Annotated in this window: 18 protein-coding genes and 1 CRISPR repeat array; of the genes, 6 read left to right on the plus strand and 12 right to left on the minus strand. The window is 68.5% G+C overall.

Features of this window, described 5'->3' with window-relative positions; all coding sequences use genetic code 11:
• Nucleotides 1–100 precede the first annotated feature (100 nt).
• From recC to recD, 3 genes are read left to right on the plus strand one after another with little or no spacing between them, the layout of a single operon-like run.
• Nucleotides 101–3,850, plus strand: a complete 3,750-nt coding sequence (recC, locus tag LIW09_RS03765; protein WP_256646630.1) for an exodeoxyribonuclease V subunit gamma — start codon at nt 101–103, stop codon at nt 3,848–3,850.
• Nucleotides 3,847–7,467, plus strand: coding sequence for a UvrD-helicase domain-containing protein (locus tag LIW09_RS03770; RefSeq protein ID WP_256646631.1), 3,621 nt, complete (start codon nt 3,847–3,849; stop codon nt 7,465–7,467). The genes recC and LIW09_RS03770 overlap by 4 nt, the downstream gene beginning before the upstream one ends.
• On the plus strand, nt 7,464–9,350 hold the full coding sequence (gene recD / locus LIW09_RS03775; protein ID WP_256646632.1) for an exodeoxyribonuclease V subunit alpha: 1,887 nt from the start codon (nt 7,464–7,466) through the stop codon (nt 9,348–9,350). Before LIW09_RS03770 ends, recD begins: the two co-directional genes overlap by 4 nt.
• On the opposite strand, the gene LIW09_RS03780 is transcribed toward recD, so the two are convergent.
• From LIW09_RS03780 to LIW09_RS03820, 9 genes are all read right to left on the minus strand, one after another.
• Nucleotides 9,339–9,644 carry an XRE family transcriptional regulator gene (locus LIW09_RS03780; protein WP_256646633.1) on the minus strand — a complete coding sequence of 102 codons (306 nt, stop codon included), beginning with the start codon at nt 9,642–9,644 and terminating at the stop codon, nt 9,339–9,341. The two genes, recD and LIW09_RS03780, sit on opposite strands and share 12 nt — an antisense overlap.
• Before the next feature lie 34 nt (nt 9,645–9,678).
• The gene (locus LIW09_RS03785) at nt 9,679–10,122 is read right to left on the minus strand and encodes an SPFH domain-containing protein (protein ID WP_256646634.1); all 444 of its coding nucleotides are present in this window, start codon (nt 10,120–10,122) and stop codon (nt 9,679–9,681) included.
• Nucleotides 10,119–10,436, minus strand: a complete 318-nt coding sequence (locus tag LIW09_RS03790) for a hypothetical protein (protein WP_256646635.1) — start codon at nt 10,434–10,436, stop codon at nt 10,119–10,121. The genes LIW09_RS03785 and LIW09_RS03790 overlap by 4 nt, the downstream gene beginning before the upstream one ends.
• 227 nt (nt 10,437–10,663) lie before the next feature.
• Nucleotides 10,664–10,855, minus strand: a complete 192-nt coding sequence (locus tag LIW09_RS03795; protein ID WP_256646636.1) for a helix-turn-helix transcriptional regulator — start codon at nt 10,853–10,855, stop codon at nt 10,664–10,666.
• 104 nt (nt 10,856–10,959) lie between these two features.
• On the minus strand, nt 10,960–11,247 hold the full coding sequence (gene csx16, locus LIW09_RS03800; protein ID WP_256646637.1) for a CRISPR-associated protein Csx16: 288 nt from the start codon (nt 11,245–11,247) through the stop codon (nt 10,960–10,962).
• A gap of 4 nt (nt 11,248–11,251) precedes the next feature.
• Nucleotides 11,252–12,457, minus strand: a complete 1,206-nt coding sequence (gene csm6, locus LIW09_RS03805) for a CRISPR-associated ring nuclease Csm6 (protein WP_256646638.1) — start codon at nt 12,455–12,457, stop codon at nt 11,252–11,254.
• 65 nt (nt 12,458–12,522) lie between these two features.
• Nucleotides 12,523–12,867 (minus strand): YkvA family protein, encoded by a 345-nt coding sequence (locus LIW09_RS03810; RefSeq protein ID WP_256646639.1) that lies wholly within the window; start codon nt 12,865–12,867, stop codon nt 12,523–12,525.
• Between the two features lie 92 nt (nt 12,868–12,959).
• Nucleotides 12,960–13,937 carry a CRISPR system precrRNA processing endoribonuclease RAMP protein Cas6 gene (cas6, locus tag LIW09_RS03815; protein WP_256646640.1) on the minus strand — a complete coding sequence of 326 codons (978 nt, stop codon included), beginning with the start codon at nt 13,935–13,937 and terminating at the stop codon, nt 12,960–12,962.
• Entirely contained in the window at nt 13,934–14,080 is a 147-nt protein-coding gene (locus LIW09_RS03820) for a hypothetical protein (protein ID WP_256646641.1), read from the minus strand. The genes cas6 and LIW09_RS03820 overlap by 4 nt, the downstream gene beginning before the upstream one ends.
• 179 nt (nt 14,081–14,259) lie before the next feature.
• Here LIW09_RS03820 and LIW09_RS03825 point away from each other — a divergent pair, with 179 nt between their 5' ends.
• Genes LIW09_RS03825 through LIW09_RS03835 form a run of 3 tightly spaced genes read left to right on the plus strand, consistent with a single transcriptional unit; the run spans nt 14,260 to nt 15,855 of the window.
• Entirely contained in the window at nt 14,260–14,541 is a 282-nt protein-coding gene (locus LIW09_RS03825) for a CRISPR-associated endonuclease Cas2 (protein ID WP_256646642.1), read from the plus strand.
• 1 nt (nt 14,542) lies between these two features.
• The gene (gene cas1 / locus LIW09_RS03830) at nt 14,543–15,481 is read left to right on the plus strand and encodes a CRISPR-associated endonuclease Cas1 (RefSeq protein WP_256646643.1); all 939 of its coding nucleotides are present in this window, start codon (nt 14,543–14,545) and stop codon (nt 15,479–15,481) included.
• The gene (locus LIW09_RS03835) at nt 15,478–15,855 is read left to right on the plus strand and encodes a hypothetical protein (protein ID WP_256646644.1); all 378 of its coding nucleotides are present in this window, start codon (nt 15,478–15,480) and stop codon (nt 15,853–15,855) included. Before cas1 ends, LIW09_RS03835 begins: the two co-directional genes overlap by 4 nt.
• 2 nt (nt 15,856–15,857) lie before the next feature.
• Nucleotides 15,858–16,935: a CRISPR direct-repeat array (repeat unit 36 nt; unit sequence GTTCGAACGCTTGCCCCGCATATCGGGGATTAAGAC).
• Nucleotides 16,936–17,088: 153 nt separating this feature from the next.
• Here the strand turns inward: LIW09_RS03835 and LIW09_RS03840 are convergent.
• The 3 genes from LIW09_RS03840 to LIW09_RS03850 form a co-directional block, all read right to left on the minus strand.
• On the minus strand, nt 17,089–17,436 hold the full coding sequence (locus LIW09_RS03840; protein WP_256646645.1) for a hypothetical protein: 348 nt from the start codon (nt 17,434–17,436) through the stop codon (nt 17,089–17,091).
• A gap of 229 nt (nt 17,437–17,665) precedes the next feature.
• A complete protein-coding gene (locus LIW09_RS03845; RefSeq protein ID WP_256646646.1) occupies nt 17,666–18,013 on the minus strand; it encodes a hypothetical protein in 348 nt (115 codons plus the stop codon).
• Nucleotides 18,014–18,140: 127 nt separating this feature from the next.
• A complete protein-coding gene (locus LIW09_RS03850; protein ID WP_256646647.1) occupies nt 18,141–18,374 on the minus strand; it encodes a hypothetical protein in 234 nt (77 codons plus the stop codon).
• Between the last annotated feature and the right edge of the window lie 20 nt (nt 18,375–18,394).

The raw sequence follows: 18,394 nt of genomic DNA on the forward strand, positions 1-18,394 counted from the left end.
GGCGGACCGGCTGGCACCGGGCGAAGACGCGCGTGGATGGAGTCGCAGCGGATGAGATGCGGCTGTCGTCAAATGGACTTGCAGATCCGGGGAGCCACTGTTGAACACTGATGAAACCTCTGCAGGCCTGACCCTGCTGCGCGCCAGCCGGCTGGAAGCATTGCTGGAGCCCTTGGAAGCCTTGCTGGCGCAGACCCGGCCGGCGCATCCGCTGGCTCCGCAGACGGTCATCGCCGCGCACCCGGGCATGAAGCAGTGGCTTGCCGGTGCGCTGGCGCGGCAGGTGGGTGCGGGCCGCGTGGTCGCCAACCTCGACGTGCAGCTGCCCAGCACCTGGCTGGATCGGCTGTCAACGACCCTGCTGGGCGAACGCGCGGTGGCGCTGCCGAACTACCGTCGCGGGCATCTGCGCTGGACCCTGCACGCGATGCTGGGCGATCCGTCCGCGCATGGCGTCACCGACCCGCGCGTGCTGGCCTACCTGGGGGCCACCCGCAGCGCCGACGAGCGCGCCCTGCGCCGCTTCCAGCTGGCCGACCGGCTGGCGCGGGTGTTCTCGCAATATCTGGTCTATCGCAGCGACTGGTTGCAGGCATGGGAGGCCGGGAGACACGCCGACGCCACCGCGCAGCGGCGCGATGCCGCCTTGAAGGCGCTGGAGTCCGGCTGCCTGGCCCCGCTCTGGCAGGCAGTGGTCGCCGCACTGGGTGAGCATCGCGGCCGCCTGGTCGATGCGCTGGTCGCTGCGCTGCAGGCCGACAGCGCGCCGCGCGCGCCACTGCACGTGGTGGGCCTGTCGCACCTGCCGCCGGCGGAGTTGTCGGTGCTGCGGGCCTATGCGCGCCGGGCGCCGGTGTTCCTGTACGTGCCCGACCCCTGCCGAGAATACTGGGGCGGCCTGCACAAGGCCGACGGTGGCCGGCCGGCGGTGGCGGCGTGGCAAGCCTTCCGCGATGACGAACAGGCGCGCTTCGACGATCCCGATGCACTGGACTGGCGCGATCAGGGCCACCCGCTGCTGGCACGCTGGGGGCGCCTGGGCCAGCACTTCTTCGCCGCACTGGTGGACGACGAGCTGCGCGAAGATATCCGCCACTGGCAGGACGACGGCGCCGGCACGCCGCCCGATCGACTGGCGCGCCTGCAGGACAGCATCCGCCGCTTGCAGCCGGAGTTGCTGCAGGAGGATGCGGCCGCCGCCAATGCCACGGCCGATCCCAGCCTGCGCATCCACGCCTGCCACACCCGCCAGCGCGAGCTGGAGGTGCTGCGCGATGCGCTGCTGGATGCCGTCGACAAGGACGGCGTGCGTCCCGGCGACATCGTGGTGATGGCGCCCGACATCCAGGCCTATCTGCCGCTGATCCCGGCGGTGTTCGGCGCGCCCGGCTCCGCGCGCGAGCGCCTGTTGCCCTACCACCTGGCCGACGTGCCCGTCGCCCGCAGCCATCCGCTGTTCGCCGTGTTCGCCACCCTGCTGGGGCTGGGCGCATCGCGCATCACCGCGCCGGAGGTGGTGGACCTGCTGGGCGTGGCGGAAGTGCGGGCCGCCTTGGGGCTGGATGCGGGCGATGCCGATATTTTGGGCGAATGGTTGCGCAACAGCCGCGTGGCCTGGGCGCTGGACGCTGCGCACAAGCAGGCGCTGTCGCTGCCAATGCGCGCCGAGCACAGCTTCGCGTGGGCGATGGATCGCTTGCTGGCGGGCTACCTGATGGCCGACGTGCCGGGCGAAGCCGATCCGCAGGCGGTCACGCTGCCCGATGGCACCGAGCTGTTGCCGTTGGCCGGCATCGAGGGGCCTTCCGCCGCCGCGCTGGGCAGTCTGGACCGCTTGCTGTGCGAGCTGCAGGCGTGGCGCAACCTGGCCCACGTCGAGCAGCCTGCAAGCCAGTGGGCGACGGTGCTGCGCGAGCGCGTGGACGCGCTGCTGCGCATCGACCGCACCGATGCCGACGCCCGCGCCGCGCTGTCGGTGGTGCATCGGGCCATCGCCCAGCTGGCCGCCGAGCCGGCGCGCAACGGCGAAGACCCCGCGCTGCGCCTGCCGGTGGTGCGCGAGCTGCTGCAGGACGCACTGGCCGCCGCGCCGGAGCGGCAGCGCTTCCTGATGGGCGGCATCACCTTCTGCGGCATGGTGCCACAGCGCGCGATCCCGTTCGACATGGTCTGCGTGCTGGGGCTGGACGAAGGCGCGTTTCCGCGCCGGCCATCCGATGGCGGCATCGACCTGATGGCGCGCATTCGCCGCCTCGGCGACCGCGACGTGCCCGGCGACGACCGCTACCTGTTCCTGGAAACCGTGATGTCCGCGCGCAAGCGCCTGCACCTGTCGTACATCGGCCAGGGCGTGCGCGACGGCAAGCACCGCAATCCGGCCGCGCCACTGGCCGAGCTGCTGGCCGAACTCGACCGCAGCTGCGCTAACGCGCCCGATGACGACAAGGCGCCGCGGCCGTGGCTGGTGCGACATCCACTGCAGCCGTTCGACGGCCGCTATTTCGATGGCACGCATCCGGCGCTGTTTTCGTTCTCGCCGGCGTTCGCGGGCATGCGCGGCGCGGGCAAGGAAGCGCTGCCGCGCCTGCGCGATGGCAATCTCCCCGCGCCCGAACCACTGCCGGAGCCGCTGCCGTTGGCCACGCTGGAGGGCTTCTTCAAGGACCCGGCCAAGGCGCTGTTGAAGGAGCACCTGCAGCTGTCGCTGGATGCGCTGGATGACGACGTGCGGCTGGCGGAAGACGAGCCGATGGATGCGATTTCAAGGATCCACTCGGTGGCGCGCACGGTGTTCCTGCAGCAGGTGCTGCCGCGCAAATGCGGCGATCCGGCGTGGGCATGGGATCGCCAGCCGCCGGCGTGGGTCGGCTTGGGCGGGCTGTTGCCGCTGGGCGCGGCCGGTGAAGCCGCATGGGCGAAGGAAGCGGACGCAGTGGATGCGCTGTGGAGCCAGGCCGATGCCTGTGGCCGCTTCGATGCGCGCGGCGAGCACGGCGGCCAGGTGGTGCGGGTGGACGTGCCCTTGCGGCAGCCCGGCGGCGAAGGTGCCGACGACGGCCTGCCGCAGCGCATGACCGGGTTGCTGCGTAATGTGTTCCCGCTCAACGGGGCGGCGGACGGCGTGCAGATCGTGTTCGCATTCCCCAATCCGAAAGACGAAAAGAAGCACCTCAAGGAGCCCGGTGATCTTGGGTTCAAGGAGCGGGTCCCCGCATTTCTGCATTGGGCGTTGCTGCGTTTGCAGCACGCAAGCACCGACACGCCCGTGCCGGTGCGCCTGACCATGCTGGCGGCCGGCGAACCGGATCTGGCCGCGCAGGTGAACGCCTGGGACCTGCGTTACTGCGCCGCGGATACGGCAGAGCGGGCTGCCCTGAATGCCGATCTGCGCCGTCGTCTGCACGCATTGGTTGCACTGATGTGCCTGGGGCGCGAAGGCCGCTCGTGGTTCCATCCGCAGTCCGGGTGGGCTGCCTTGCAGGCGCTGCAAGCCGCGCCGAAAAAAGCCCGGGGCAAACAGGGCGAGGCCGAGGCTGGGAAAGAAGCTGACGGCGCCGGCGCGCCTTCAGCGGAAGCGGAAGCAGCGGCGAAGCGGGCGCGCGGGGCGGCAATCGCCAAGGCGGTGCGCGGCAAGTGGGTGAGCGAGTCCGGTCAAGGTGTCGGCGAGCGCGACTACGCCCCCGGCTACGCGCAGCTGCTGGAAGGCGACCTGATCTTCGGCGATCCCGACACCGATCCGGACAGTCGCGCCCTGCACGCGCTGCTGCAGGATGCCCAGCAAATCAATGCACTGATCCAACTCGATGGCGTTGACGCGCCCGGTGTGGATGCCAGCACGGAGGTGGCATGAACAAGCCCATGGATTGGACGACGCTACCGCTAGCCGGGGCTGGCCGCAGTCTGGTCGAGGCCAGTGCCGGCACCGGCAAGACCTGGACCATCGCCGTGCTGTACCTGCGCCTGCTGCTGGAGGAGAAGCTTTCGCCGCGGCAGATCATCGTCAGCACCTTCACCAACGCCGCCGCCGCCGAGCTGCGCGAGCGCCTGCGCGGAAAACTGCTGTGGGCGCTGGCCGAGGCGAACCAGCACCAGCAGGGCATCGCCAGCGACGCGGGCAAGCATGCGGATCGCGACTGGATCCGCAGCCGCTGGCAGGACGCATCTGCCGTGCTGGAATCCGACGTCCAGCGCTTGCAGGCCGCGCTGGCCGAGTTCGACGCCGCGCCGATCTCCACCCTGCACGCACTGTGCTCGCGCATCCTTGCCGACCATCCCTTCGCCGCCGGCGCCTTGTTCCGCGGCCGCGAGATGATCGATGGCAAGACGCTGGAAGCCGCGCTGGTCGCGGATCTGTGGCGGGTGATCGCGCAGGGCGATGAAGCGGATGCACTGGTGGCGCTGGCCCGCGCGGCCGGGATCACCCTCAATTCGCTGAAGAAATACGTGCCGGTGTTGTTGCAGGCGGATGTGGAGGTGGGGTGTCTGGATCTCAATGCGCTTCGTGGCCGGCTGGGTTTTCTTGGCGATCTGGATGCGTGGGCGAGCAGGGTACGCGGCTTGCTTGACGATGATCGCTGGTTCCACCAACGCAGCGCGCTACGTCAGACGTGGCGCAGTCTGGTTGATGTCATCGTGCCGTTGCCGGGTGTGGTGCCGGGTGAAATTGATCTGGCGAAGCTCAAGGCCGCAAAGGCGCTCACGGCAATCAGCAAGGCGGGTGTTGCAAATCCTGATATTCAGGCATTGGCAAACGTATCCGGTGATATCGCTGCGGTGTTCTCTGATGAGGAATGGGATCGTGCCGGCAGCATCCCGCTGCGCCAATTCCTCGCCGCCGCCCAGCACTGGTGCCGTGCCGCCCTGCAGGCGCGGCTGGATGCCGCCAACCAGTCCAGCTTCGACCAGTTGCTGGTCACGGTGCGCGATGTGCTGGCACCCCGCGACGGGCAACGGGCGCTGGCCGATGCGCTGTTCGCGGCCTGGCCGGTGGCGCTGGTGGACGAGTTCCAGGACACCGACCCGGTGCAGTTCGGCATCCTCGATGCGATCTACAGCGACGCGGGCGGCGCGCAGCGCGGGCGGCTGGTGATGATCGGCGACCCCAAGCAGGCGATCTACCGCTTCCGCGGCGGCGACGTGGCGACTTACGAGCGGGCCAAGACGCGGGTCCCGGACCAGGACCGGCTCACGCTGGGCACCAACCATCGCTCCAGCCGGGGCTATGTCGAGGCGGTCAACCAGTTCTACGCGAACACACGCGCCGAACTGGGGCCGCAGCAGTCGGCGACGTCCATCCGCTATCAGCGCGTTGCTCCGAGCGGCCGCCGCGACGGCCAGCCGCTGCGCGCCGCGCACGACAATACGCCCGTCAGCCGTCCGCTGATGCTGCACCGGCTTGCGGCGGACGACGCTGCGCCCGACCTCGAAGCGCACGCGCTGCGGGTGTGCGCGGGGCAGATCGCGTGGGCGCTGTCGGAAGATGGCTATTCCATCGGCGAAGACCGGCTCCAACCCGGCGACATCGCCGTGCTGCTGCCGAGCAATGCGCAGATCGTCAAGCTGGCGGTGATGCTCAAGGCGCGTGGCGTGCCCTGCGTGACGGGCTCGCAGAAGAGCGTGTTCGACACCGCCATCGCCCGCGAGCTGCGGCTGGTCCTGCACGCGGCGCTGCACCCCGAGGATCCGCGCACGCTGCGTGCCGCACTGGCCACGCGCCTGATAGGCGCGAGCCTCGGCACGCTGCAGGCCCTGCGCCACGATGCGGCAGCCTGGGACAGCCACGCCAGCCGCTTCCATGTCCTGCACGCCACGCTGGAGCGCGGCGGCCCGCTGGCGCTGGTGGCGGCGTTGCTGGAGCAGCACGCCGCGCGCTTGCTGGACACGGTGGAAGGCGAGCGCATCCTCACCGACCTGCGCCACCTCGGCGAGCTGCTGCAGGAAGCCTGGGACGAAGGCGGCGGCGAACGGCTGCTGGCGTGGTTCGCCGAGCAGATGGCCGATGGAGCCGAAGGCAGCGACGCCGTCGACGCACGCGCGCTGCGGCTGGAATCGGATGCCGCGCGGGTCAAGCTGATGACCCTGCACGCCAGCAAAGGGCTGGAGTTCGGCGTGGTGTTCCTGCCGCTGATGTGGAAGCACGGGCCGATCAACAAAGGTGCGCGCCTGCTTGCCTCCGATGACGGGTCTGCGAAATGCCTCGTCGAAGGCCCGGCCAAGGACATCGTCAAGCAGCAGGAATTCGAGGAGCGCCATCGCATCCTGTACGTGGCGCTGACCCGCGCCATCCATGCCTGCCACGTGTTCGTGCTGCCGACGGGCGATGTCCTGGCCGACGCCATCCGCAGCGCGAGCGCAAAGGACGTGGCGCTGAACAACCTCGAACTGTCCGTGTTCCCGACCGACGAGGCGCCCTGCATCCACGTCATCGACGGCTGGAACCCGCATCCCGGCCGCGTCTGGCAGGGCGGCGGGGAGGTGGCGGCCACGCGCACTGCCCGCCCATTGCCCGCCGCGCCCATCGGCCCGCTGCCGATGCGGCACAGTTTCACCACCCTCAGCGGCGGTGGCCGGCATCGCCTGGGGTTCGAGGACAGCGCGGCCGAGGATGAAGCGCAGGCCGATGCAGCCGCCTCCGGGCGCGACGCTGCCGTCGACGCCGGTGACGCCATCGCCCCGAGGGTCCCCGAAGCGACGCGGCATCCGGAACTCGACGCGTTGGCCACGGTGGCCGGCGCCGACTTCGGCAACGCCGTGCATGCATTGTTCGAGCATCGCGTGCCGGGACAGCCGTTTGCGCCGCACACCGTGCTTGCTGCCCTGCGCGAGCATGGCGTGCGCCCGCACGAAGGCGAGCTCGACGCGCTGGTCGCGCCGTTGACGCGGCGCCTGCAGAAGGTGCTGGAGGCGCCGCTGGCGGAGGGCGGCGGTCCGCGCCTGTGCGATCTCGCGGCGATCGACATGCGCGCGGAACTCGAGTTCAACTACCACCTCGATGGCGTATCGCTGCGCGCCTTGCGCAAGGCCTGCGAGGCCCATGGGGAGCCTGGCCTGGTGCCGGTACGCGAACAGACCCTGGCCGGCTTGATGAACGGCAAGATCGACCTGGTGTTCGCCCACGGCGGCCGCTTCCACGTGCTGGACTACAAGGGCAACCAGCTCGCCGCCGGGCCGCAAGGCTGCCTGCAGGACTACGCCCCCGAGGCGCTGGAGACGAAGATGCTGGCCACCGGCTACCGCCTGCAGGCGCTGCTCTACACCATCGCAGTGGAACGCTACCTGCGCGAGCGTCTGGGCGACGGCTACCGCCGCGACCAGCACCTCGGCGATTGCTGGTACCTGTTCATCCGCGCCGTCGGCCTGCGGCTGCCGGACGGCACGCCCTGCGGCGTCTGGCGCCACCGATTCGGCGACGGCCTGCTGGATGCCGTGCAGCGCGTGCTGGGGCTGGACCTCCAGGAGGCCGCATGAGCGCGCATATCGCTGGCGAACGATTCGGCTTCGCAGGCCAGGCGCGAGCCAATGGCTGCCCCGATGCGTGGCGCGACCTCGACCACGCGGTGTGGCGCTGGGTGATCGCGCATGGCGGCGACGCGGCCACCGCCCATGCGGCCGCCTGGGCCAGTCATGCCGAAGGGCAGGGCCACAGCGCGCTGCCGCTGTCGCTGCCGGATGCGGCCGGCCGGCCGCTGCTGGATCAGGCGCAGCGCGAGGCGCTGGCGCGCAGCCCGCTCGTCGCGAACGTGGCGGCGGGCGAGCGCGCGGGAGGGCGGCCATTCGTGTTCGATGGCGACCATCTCTACCTGCTGCGCAACCATCGTGCCGAAGTGGAGGTGGCGCAGGCGCTGCGCGCACGCCGCGCTGCCGCGCACGCGCCGTGCCGCCCACTCGGCGATGACGACCTGCGCGCGCTGTTCAACGGCAGCTGGCAGGACGCCGAGGAGCGCCAGCGTGCCGCCGTGCGCCAGGCCGTCGGTCGTCGCCTGATGGTGCTCACCGGCGGCCCCGGCACCGGCAAGACCACCACCGTGCTGCGCATGCTGTTGGGACTGTCGCGTGAGCACCACGCCGCCACCGGCCGCCTGCCACAGCTGCGGATCGCCGCGCCCACCGGCAAGGCCGCGCAGCGGCTGGCCGAATCGCTGCGGCAGGGAGCCGAGCGCCTGCACCACGCTGGAGCGACTCCGCTGGGGCGCGAATGGGCGACGCACATGGATGCCGTGCTCGCTGCCGATGCCGCCACCGTGCACCGCTTGCTGGGCAGTCGCGGTCGCCACGGCGGCTATGCCTTCCATGCCGGCGAGCCGTTGCCGGCCGACATCGTGGTGGTGGACGAAGCCTCGATGCTCGATCTCGGCCTGCTGCGCGCCCTGCTGGCGGCCCTGCGCGACGACGCGGTGCTGGTGCTGGTGGGCGATGCCGACCAGCTCACCTCGGTCGGCACCGGCTCGGTGATGATGGACGTGGTGCAGGCCCTCGAAGACGACCCGCGCGACGATCTGGTGCGGCTATCGCACTGCTTCCGCGCCGATGTCGCGCTGGTGCCGATCAACGAAGCCGTGCGTGCCGGGGATGTTGCGGCGTTCGATATCGCCATCGGTGCCGCCACCGTGCATGCCGTGCCCGATGTGGTCACTCTGCGCCGCCGCCTGTCCGCCTGGGCGCGCAACTTGCAGGCCGCGCTGGAAGCAGTCGCCATCACCACGCCGGTTGCCGTGAACGACCAGCGCGCATTGGCTGCGCGGCTCGCGGTGCTGCATCGCCAGCAGCTGCTGTGCGCCCAGCGCGAAGGCCCGTTCGGCGCGACCCAGGCCGCCGAAACGATTGCCGTGCGCCTGCGCGCGTGGGAGGCGCTGGCGCCGTGGTCCGGTGGCGCGTGGTATCCGGGCCGCTGCGTGATGGTGACCCGCAATGACCACGCCGCGCGGCTCTACAACGGCGATGTCGGCGTGTGCGTGCTGGTCGATAACGGCGCCGGCAAGCCGCTGTTGCAGGTTGCGTTCGAGCCTGCGCCTGATGCGTCCTCTGCCATCCGCGAAACAACTGCCGCCGGCTTGCGGCTGCTCGATCCAACCACACTGCCGCCACACGAGGACGCATTTGCACTGACCGTGCACAAGAGTCAGGGCTCCGAGTACGACCGCGTGGCGGTGCTGCTGCCACCCGATCCCGCCTCGCCCCTGCTGGTGCGCCAGATGCTTTACACCGGGCTGTCCAGGGCCAGGAAATCCGTCGAATTGTGGGCAGTGCGGGAGGTCACCGAAAAAGCCCTGTCCACGCGCCTGGCGCGGCATGGCCGGCTGGCGGAACGGATCGGCAGTTGGACGCCATCACGCCCACATTCACTTCAGTAGTCCCAGCCGCACCTCCGGCTTCAACCCCGCACGCGCCGCCATGCGGAGCAGCAATGCAAGCTCAAGCGCGTGGATGCCGCCGCGCCGGATGAATTTGATCTGGGTCGGCGTGGCGTCCAATTGCTTGGCGGCTGCAGCGACGGACAGACCCGATTGCGCCAGCCAGGTTTGCAGGCCGGTCAGCAGCGTGGATTGCGCTTTCAGTTCCGCGCCATCTCCGGCTTCGAACACCTCACGGTCATCGAAGATGCTGCCGTAGGTGATATGGGTCGTGCCGGTCTCTCCAGGATTCATTTGGGCTCCGTCAGTTTGCGTCCCGACCGGTCCGTCATTGCGCAGCGGTCGGGCCCGCCGGCGCCGGGGCAGGCACCTTGCGGGACGCCTCCAGGATCGGCAGGTTGGCCTCGGTGGGGACGTAGATCACCTGGTTGCTGGTGTGCTCCAGCCCGTTCACGAACAGGTAGCGCAGGTAGTCCTCGTTGTTGTGCAGCGAGTCGCCGATGATCTTGTTCGCTGCCGCCACGCCCTTGGCGCGCTCGACCTCCGCGGCCGCCAGCGACACCGCGGCCTCGCGTTTGGCCTTGGCTTCCAGGATCGCCACCTGGCGGCTGCTTTCCGCCTCGGCCAGCACCGCGCGGCCGGCCATCTCCTGCTTGTAGACCTTGTATTTCGGCAGGCCCCACATGCACCCGCCAACACCACCAAACAGCAGAAACGCCCCGAGGGCGGCAAGTACCAGGATCTCCCACGCGGAACCGCTTTCCTTGCTCATCGACGTTCTCCTTTCCTGCGGCCATGGTTGGCCTTTGATTGTGATTGATCGCTTTGATGCTCGACGTCATAGCGTCGCTTCATGAACACCACGCTTGCGCCCAGCAGCAGCGTGAAGACGAGCATGCCGAACGCCGCCGCTGTATCCTCCGGCATGAACAGCATTGCGACCTGCACCGCTAGCCACAAGATGCCGGCGACGAGCGCGAACAGCACGGTGACGCCGGCGGCGATTTTCGATAGCTGTCGTGCCGTGTACATCAGCGACGCCCAGACCGACTCGGCCCCGTCTTGCGGTGTGTTTTCTTGCTGCATCCTTCCTCTCCATTGCATTCGGGCTGTCTCTAAGGTTTTAGCAAACCGGACCGCCATTCCCAAACCGACTTGATGTTCGGGTCTGCTGGACGACATCGCCACCCGGCGCAAGCCGGTTGCATACGCCCGATGGCGTCCTTGCGCACGGCGTGAGAGATCTGCGCGCCGGGCCCAAGCGGGCATGGGCGCTGTCCGGCGCGTCGTGAGGGATGCCGCAGGTGGGGCGATCAATCGCTCCCATGCGCGGTTTTGCGGCGCAGGGAGTCCTCGATGTCCTGCTGGCTCCACGCAACTGCCCTGGGAGTGAGTTTCAGGGGCTTTGGGAAGCCGCCCTGCTGCATCAGCTTGTAGATCGTCGCTCTGGCGATGCCGAGCCGGCGGGTCAGTTCGGGCATTCGAAGGTAGGTTTCGAGGGCCATGGCGAGGGTGCGTGGTTGGGTTGCCCCAAGTCTGTCGCCGTCAACCCGAAGCAAGTGGTGCATCGGTCGTCGAAAACGCGGGCCGATGGGCGCAAACGGGGTGGCTACACCCGTTGCACCCGATATTCCTCCAGCCTGGCGTTCAGTCCACCCATGTCCTCCGCCGGGATTTCCTGCCCGCGCAGCGCCGGGGGAAGATCGATGGCCAGATGGAACAGCCGCGCACCGCGCATGCACACCTCGGCGGCCAGGTGCAGGGGCAGGGTGCCGTAGATTTCGTCGCCGGCGGCCACCTGCACCACGTCCAGGTGCGGCGTTGCCGCAGCGTCGATGCCGCGTTGGCGCAGCCACGCCTGCGCGCCGGGATGACGGGTGACCAGCCAGCGATTCATGCGTTCATTCCTCCAGATGGATGTGTTCGGGGGCGATGGCGAGGCGATATCTGAGGTCGCCGCGCTTGCCAACGCTGACGATGCCGTAGCGCTTGATACCTTCCGTGCCAAAAGCAGACTTGATGCGACGGTTGATGCCGCCGATGACATCGTCCAGCCATTGGGTCGGGTCCGCACAGGTGCCGCCACCGCCGTCTTCGCCGATGATGCTTTGCCTCACCTTTGCAGTAACGTCCGACATCTCGCCGTACTGCTCGCGGACCAGGTCCAGGATTTCGTTGAGATAGCCGAGGCTCCTCGGATTCTTGCGCTCGTAACCAAACGCATTGCGGCTGACGCAGCCATCGCCGCCGTTGTTCGCATCGGCCAGCCTGCGCTGTGCAAGCCAATGCACGAACGCCACCTGGCTCGGCTGCAGCCTGAGGGGTTGTCCGTTCACGCTGGCGACACCGCGCCCGGCGTTCCGGCCGAGAGAACGATCCACCTTCACCAGGAACTCAGTGCCTGCCGCCAGCAGATTGGCCCGTGCCACCGCATCGGCAAACCCCATCTTGCGGTCGCTGACCACGCCGAATTCCGTGCTTCCCAGGCGCACGATCGGGATTTCGGCCAGGTGGATGCGGGCGTCGGCGGTGCTCATTTCCCAGCCATGGGCATTGCGCAAAGTGACCGGCTTCTTCGGCTTGAAGAAGAAATCGCGGTGATCGGTGAAGCCTTCGGACACCAGCACGTGCGAGACCCGGTCCTGCTCTCGACCGAACAGGCTCATCGCGTAACCGAGATAGAAGCCCATGGTCTTGCGGCCTCCAGCGATCGAGGCGTGGATCGCGGTCTGCGCGTCACTGGTCAGTTCGGCCACCAGGCGGGTGATGTGGTCGGCGGCGTCGCGGTTGTCGTCGGGCGTGATGATGTCCTCCAGCGGGCTGCCGTCGGTGCGCTTGAACACCTCGATGCACTGTTCGTCGAAATGGATGCCGGTCAGGCCGTAGTCCTGGCAAAGCTCGCGCAGCTTGGCGCGATCCGCCGCCAGCAGCGACAGGCGGGTCTGCTCGGCGCCGCGCGACGTGGTCAGTACGCGGATTTCCGTCGGCACGAAGGGCGGACGGTCACCCGGTTCCACCGCCAGCGCGTACAGCGTCTCGGTGATGATCTGCGGGCTGTTGCCGCTGACGCAGAGCAGAATGCGGCGGGAATACTCGTGGGGCTGCATGTCTGGGTGTCTCCTGAAAAGATCGCGGTATGCGTTGGGCGCGTGGTGGTGGGCGGGCGATGGCCTCAACCAAACCACCGTGCCAGCGTCTGTTTGGCCTTGGCGACGTGGGCGTCCTTGATGTGCATCGCAGTGGCGGCCAACGCCGCGGCCAGCACGGACAGGTCGTCGCTGAAGCCGGCCGCAGGCACGATGTCCGGGATCGCATCGACCGGCGAGATGAAGTAGCCCAGCGCGGCGAAGATGGTGGCCTTGGCCCAGGCGGGGGTGTCGGCATCCTGCGCGGCGTAGTACAGCTTCAATGCCGTCTCCATCACCTTCTTGCCGGCGCTGCCGGCGAAGCGCCCGGCCTTCTTCCAGAAGCCGTTGTCGGAGTACGCGTTGCTGAAGCGGATGGCGTGCATGGTCATGTCGGGTTCCTTCGGTCGCGAACGATGGGATGGCGACAGTCTGGACGGCTCTTGCAGGAACGCCGCACGTGCAAGTTTGCAGCCGCCACACCTCACTGCGCGGTCGATTCCAGGATCCGGTAGCGGCCCTGCCCGAAGGCGGCGTGCTTGCCCACGTGCAGCCACTGGCCAGCGTCCAGCAAGGGTTGGAACGCGGCCAGTGGTCCTTCCATGCGGAAGCTGCCGATGACGCCACCCATCGGATGGGTTTTCTGCTGCCGGCCGGACCAACGGGCATCGTCTTCCCAGGCCAGGCTGGCTTTTGACATTTGCACCTGCGCGGCCATCTCAGCCAATCCGAGGTAGTCCAGCTCCAGTGGCTCCCCGTAGAGATCGGCGAGCAGGCCGATGCGCCGCACCAGCGCCATCAACCAGCGGCGCGGAGTGAAATCCTCCGGGCGGATGATCCGGCCCTGGTCCTGCAGCCGAACCGGGCTGTGCAGTGCAATGTGCAAGGCCTGCATGGCAGGCGCGGCCTGTGTTTCGTCTGCAGGGCGGGGCAGCAGCTGCAGGCCGGGCGGTGGCGGGCGATCGTTGCGCAGCGGCTGCCAACCGGAGCACGTCCAGTGCTGGGCCACCTCCACCCGGTACGGCGTGCGCTCGCGTCCCAGTCCCTGCTTGCAGGCCTGCTCCATGGCCAGCAGCGCCAAGCCCAGACGCTCCTGTGCCGGGCCCAGCAGGACCAGATGCAGCCAGCCGCCGCGTCCTTCCGGCACGAGTTCCGACAGCACATACGGCGGTGGCACCGAGGACAGCGTGCCCAGCGCGTGCCCGGCAGGCGGAAGCGGGTCGAACACCGCGCGATAGCCGCAGTGCTGGGCCAGCGCGCAGCCCTTGCAGTCCGGTGCCTGCGTACTGCAGGCCATCCGCCGCAGCGCGGCGCCCCAGCTGCCGCGCACCACCGCCAGTGGCAGCGGCGCCTGCGCAGGCGATGTGGCCTCGAAGCGCAGCCGATAGCGATGCAATTGCAGGCCACTGCCGGCGTGTGTTGCTGCGCGCGGCAAGGCCGGTGCTGGCCCGGACCGGTTCAAGGTGAATTCAAGCGGCGGGCAAGCGCCAGGCTGATGAACGGGGTTTCGGCCACGTGGCCGTCGGGAAAGCGGTAGCGCGCCTTGCGGTAGCCGGTGGCGGGGTCGAAGCGCGAACTTCCCAGGAAACTGATGAGCGTGTGCAAGACAAGTCCAAGCCGGATGGGTATGCCCTGTTTTAAGCGATGGGTTGAAGGTCGGCAAGCAAAGAAACGCTTGCAAACTTGCGGATCGGCGGGCGGGCGAATGCGCAGGCAAGCTGCGTCCCGCATGGACTGCAACCCCCGCCACGGATGGCGGACCCACTGCCGCGGGAGCCGTGCCCATGCAACGCATCCTGAGTGTTGCCAGCTATGACATCGCCGATCACAGGCGCCTGCGCGCCGCGCTGTGGCTGGCGCGGCGGCATGCCACCGGCGGGCAGAAGTCCGTGCACGAATGCTGGATGAGCGAGTCCGAACGCGGCCAGCTGCTGGCCACCTACGACCAGCTGGTGGATACGCGCTGCGACCGCGTGCTGCTGGCGCGGATGGACCCGCAACGCCCGCCGATGTTCCGCGGCATGGGCCGCGCCCCGGCTGCCGGCGGCCTGCTGCAGGTGCGCTGACATGCACACCCTGCTGGTCGACCATCAGGGCGCCACCCTGGCCCATGAGGCCGGCGCCTTGTGCGTGCGCGATGGCGGCGGCGTACTGCAGCGTGTTCCACTGACGCAGGTGGCCCGCGTCATCGTGGAAAACGACGCGCTGCTGTCGGTCCAGCTGGTGCGACAGCTGGCTGCAGCCGGCATTCCGCTGGTAATCGCGCGGGGCCGCAGCCGGGCCAGCGCCGCGCTGCTGGCGCCGGTGGCCGGCGATGCGCGTCGCCGCCTGCGCCAAACCCGCGCCTGGCTGGATGCAGGCCTGCGGCTGGAACTCGCCCGGCACGTGGTGCGGCTGCGCCTGCGGTCGCAGATCCGCAACCTGCGTGGCTGGGCCGGCGAAGCGCCCGCGCTCCGCTACCCGCTGTTGCGCGCCGCGCGTGCGCTGCGCCGCCTGCACTCGCGCATCCAGGACGCGCCAGCACTGCCCTCGCTGCGTGGCCTGGAAGGCGTGGCCGGGCGCGTGTATTTCTCCGCCATGCGCCTGCTGCTGGCACCCGCACTGGGCTTTGACGGCCGCCGCCGGCGGCCGCCCACCGACCCGGTCAACGCCGCGCTGTCGCTGGGCTTCACGATGCTGCACGGGCGCGCACTGGAGGCCGCCCACCGCGCCGGGCTGGATGCCTGCATCGGCGCCCTGCACGAGCCCGCCCACGGCCGTGCCAGCTTGGCCTGCGACCTGATGGAGGCAGAACGCGCGGCAGTGGAGCGGCTGGTGGTGCAGCTGTTTCGCAGTCGCGCGCTGGAGGCGCACCATTTCGGCCGCAGCGGGCAGGCCTGCCTGCTGGGGAAGGAGGGACGCGGCCCGTTCTTCGGCCAGCTGGAGCCGGTCTTGCGCCGCGCCGACGGCCGCATGGCCCGGCGCATCGCCCGGTTGCTGGCGCAACTGCCGGCATTGCCGGCATGAGCCAGCGACGGCTGCCCTGGCTGCTGGCCTACGACGTGCGTTGCCCGCGCCGGTTGGCCCGCCTGCATCGGCGTCTGCTGCGGATTGCCGCGCCGGTGCAATACTCGCTGTTCCTGTTGCATGCCACCACCGACGAGATGACCCACCTGATGGACGAGCTGGACCGCGGCTGGATTGCGCCGGTGGACGACCTGCGCGCTTATCCCATTGGCGAAACCGGCAGCGTGGTGGCGCTGGGCAAGCCGCGCTGCCCGGAAACCTGGGCCGGCTGGACCGCACTGCTGCAGCCGCAGCCCGATGGCACCTACGGCGTCCCGGATTCCCCGCAAGGGACCTTGCAACTGCTTGATTCCCCGCTAGAATCCAACCCCTAGCGGTTCGAACGCTTGCCCCGCATATCGGGGATTAAGACCAATATGGGGCGCCACTTTCGCGCAAGCGCGGGGTTCGAACGCTTGCCCCGCATATCGGGGATTAAGACATGGCAGCGCAGTGCCAGGGGTGCGTGCTGGGCGTTCGAACGCTTGCCCCGCATATCGGGGATTAAGACCACGAATACCTGCGCGACCCGACTGGTGGCCGCGTTCGAACGCTTGCCCCGCATATCGGGGATTAAGACATTTGCCTGCGCGAGCAGTGCGAGGAAGCCGGCAAGTTCGAACGCTTGCCCCGCATATCGGGGATTAAGACGTGTCGTGCGTGACCGGCATCGTGCTCTTGGGGGTTCGAACGCTTGCCCCGCATATCGGGGATTAAGACACAGCTCGGTCCCCTCCTCGTCGGATAGCCCAAGTTCGAACGCTTGCCCCGCATATCGGGGATTAAGACCCCTCACATTCGGCGCAGGCTCCCCACTCTCAGGTTCGAACGCTTGCCCCGCATATCGGGGATTAAGACCGCTGGATGCAACCCGGGCTCGCCCGAGCCTTCGTTCGAACGCTTGCCCCGCATATCGGGGATTAAGACCTGCGTGCTGCGTGATGTTTACGATCTTCATCGTGTTCGAACGCTTGCCCCGCATATCGGGGATTAAGACCCGAGGGCCCTGACGGGGTGGCGCTTGAAATGCGCGTTCGAACGCTTGCCCCGCATATCGGGGATTAAGACCGTTGTCTTTGACGTTTTTTGCGTCAATCAGCAGTTCGAACGCTTGCCCCGCATATCGGGGATTAAGACAGCGACGGTCAGCACTGACTCGATGCCTTCCATGTGTTCGAACGCTTGCCCCGCATATCGGGGATTAAGACTTCTCAATGCCCTCCATGTCGGAAGGCATGGCGGTTCGAACGCTTGCCCCGCATATCGGGGATTAAGACACGTCCCGCGTGCCCTTGTAGTTGTCGCCGCTGGTTCGAACGCTTGCCCCGCATATCGGGGATTAAGACGCCTCAAGCCTGAGCCAGTCGTACCCCTGCGGGGTTCGAACGCTTGCCCCGCATATCGGGGATTAAGACCCTAACCCTCCGTACCAGCCGAGCTAGCTTTGGGTGTTCGAATTCTTGCCCTGCATATTGGGGGTAAGACAGATTCGGGCAGCGCCACCTCCGCGTCCGGCCGGTTCGAACGCGTGCCTGATGCTTGCCGCAGCCGCAGTGATTCGGCGGTATTTAGGCGTCCAGCTCCGTTGGGGACAACCCCAGCGCAATGCTGTCGCGGCGCTCCAGGCAGGGCCCGCACAGCGAGACCTGGCAGCGGCCCAGCCCGTACGGCAGGTGCACCGTGCCGGAGACCAGCCCGTCTTCATCGGGCTGGCCACAGTCGTCGCAGGCGTCTTGAATATTTGTCGCGTCCCCCTCGATGGCGGTTTCCACTTCGTCACCACAGTGCCCGCAGGTGGCCGTGGGGATGAAGATCGACGCCACGATCGTGCGGGCGACGACGCCGCACACGGCCTTGGTGCTGCCGCAGTCCGCGCAGCGGCGGTCCGCGCCGTGCAGATAGATCACCTTGCCCATGTGCCACCTCTTGTCTGTCCTGGAACCACGTTAGCCGGGCAGCCGCACGGAACAAAACCGGAATGCAGCCGGACAGGCGCGGCGGAAGCGAGGCGACGGGGGCGTCCGGCACGGTTGCATGGCCCCGCAACCGGGGCCAATCGCCATCCGGCAGGCGGTGGCTCTGCGCGCAGGTGCGGGCGCAGCGGAGGGTGACGGCGTTGGGGCGCTGGCCGGGTTGGCCGGGCGCTCAATGGCGCGCGGGCAGGAACTGCAGGCGCATGGCGTGCAGCGCCGCGTAGCGGGCAAGCAGCGGATGCGAGACCGGCATCCGCTCGATGTGCGCGTCCAGATACGCCCGCGCCGCCTGCTCGTCGCCCTGGTCCGGGATCAGGCCGGCGGCTAGGATGTCCGGCAGCAGGGCGGCCTGCTCGCTGCAGGCCTGCGCCAGCGCCGCGGCATGCGGGCTCAGGCTGGTGCAGGCATGGACAAAGGCTTGCAGCAGGGAACCGTAGGCCAGCGGCAACGCAGTGCCGGCGTGTTCGCGCAGGCGCGCCAGTTGTTCCGGCGTGAATGGAAGATCGGCCAGTGTTTTCATGCGGGTTTCCGGGTGCGGAATGGCAGGCGAGGGGTGGGATCGTCGACATTGTCCGCAACAGCCTGCGCATGACCTGCCGTGCAAGTTTGCAGCGGCCGCGGCCGGCCGAAGGCAGCAGGGCGCGGGCTTACATGCGAAGCAGGCTGCCCGCGCGCAGGGCGTCGCGCCTGGCCTGCTTGCGCAGGTCCAGTTCGGTCAGCAGGCTGACCAGCAGCGCCATTGCACCGCCGATGACCAGCACCCATGCCATCGGCATGCCGCCCCAGCGGGTGGGCCCCAGCAGCCAATGGAACAGGCTGTCGATGCCCAGCAGCATGGGGACGAAGACGGATAGCTGGATGAGGAAGAGCAACAGGCGCATGGGATTCCACGATGGAGGGC

Source organism: Thermomonas paludicola (genome assembly GCF_024498955.1).
Classification (GTDB): Bacteria; Pseudomonadota; Gammaproteobacteria; order Xanthomonadales; family Xanthomonadaceae; genus Thermomonas; species Thermomonas paludicola.

Excerpts from the sequence above, each read along its gene's own strand:
- LIW09_RS03790 (WP_256646635.1), bottom strand. The coding sequence starts at position 10,436 with ATGCAGCAAGAAAACACACCGCAAGACGGGGCCGAGTCGGTCTGGGCG.
- LIW09_RS03845 (WP_256646646.1), bottom strand. The coding sequence starts at position 18,013 with ATGAAAACACTGGCCGATCTTCCATTCACGCCGGAACAACTGGCGCGC.
- LIW09_RS03770 (WP_256646631.1), top strand. The coding sequence starts at position 3,847 with ATGAACAAGCCCATGGATTGGACGACGCTACCGCTAGCCGGGGCTGGC.
- LIW09_RS03825 (WP_256646642.1), top strand. The coding sequence starts at position 14,260 with ATGCAACGCATCCTGAGTGTTGCCAGCTATGACATCGCCGATCACAGG.
- recD (WP_256646632.1), top strand. The coding sequence starts at position 7,464 with ATGAGCGCGCATATCGCTGGCGAACGATTCGGCTTCGCAGGCCAGGCG.
- csx16 (WP_256646637.1), bottom strand. The coding sequence starts at position 11,247 with ATGAATCGCTGGCTGGTCACCCGTCATCCCGGCGCGCAGGCGTGGCTG.
- LIW09_RS03850 (WP_256646647.1), bottom strand. The coding sequence starts at position 18,374 with ATGCGCCTGTTGCTCTTCCTCATCCAGCTATCCGTCTTCGTCCCCATG.
- LIW09_RS03785 (WP_256646634.1), bottom strand. The coding sequence starts at position 10,122 with ATGAGCAAGGAAAGCGGTTCCGCGTGGGAGATCCTGGTACTTGCCGCC.
- csm6 (WP_256646638.1), bottom strand. The coding sequence starts at position 12,457 with ATGCAGCCCCACGAGTATTCCCGCCGCATTCTGCTCTGCGTCAGCGGC.
- LIW09_RS03795 (WP_256646636.1), bottom strand. The coding sequence starts at position 10,855 with ATGGCCCTCGAAACCTACCTTCGAATGCCCGAACTGACCCGCCGGCTC.
- LIW09_RS03810 (WP_256646639.1), bottom strand. The coding sequence starts at position 12,867 with ATGACCATGCACGCCATCCGCTTCAGCAACGCGTACTCCGACAACGGC.
- cas1 (WP_256646643.1), top strand. The coding sequence starts at position 14,543 with ATGCACACCCTGCTGGTCGACCATCAGGGCGCCACCCTGGCCCATGAG.
- LIW09_RS03835 (WP_256646644.1), top strand. The coding sequence starts at position 15,478 with ATGAGCCAGCGACGGCTGCCCTGGCTGCTGGCCTACGACGTGCGTTGC.
- LIW09_RS03840 (WP_256646645.1), bottom strand. The coding sequence starts at position 17,436 with ATGGGCAAGGTGATCTATCTGCACGGCGCGGACCGCCGCTGCGCGGAC.
- LIW09_RS03780 (WP_256646633.1), bottom strand. The coding sequence starts at position 9,644 with ATGAATCCTGGAGAGACCGGCACGACCCATATCACCTACGGCAGCATC.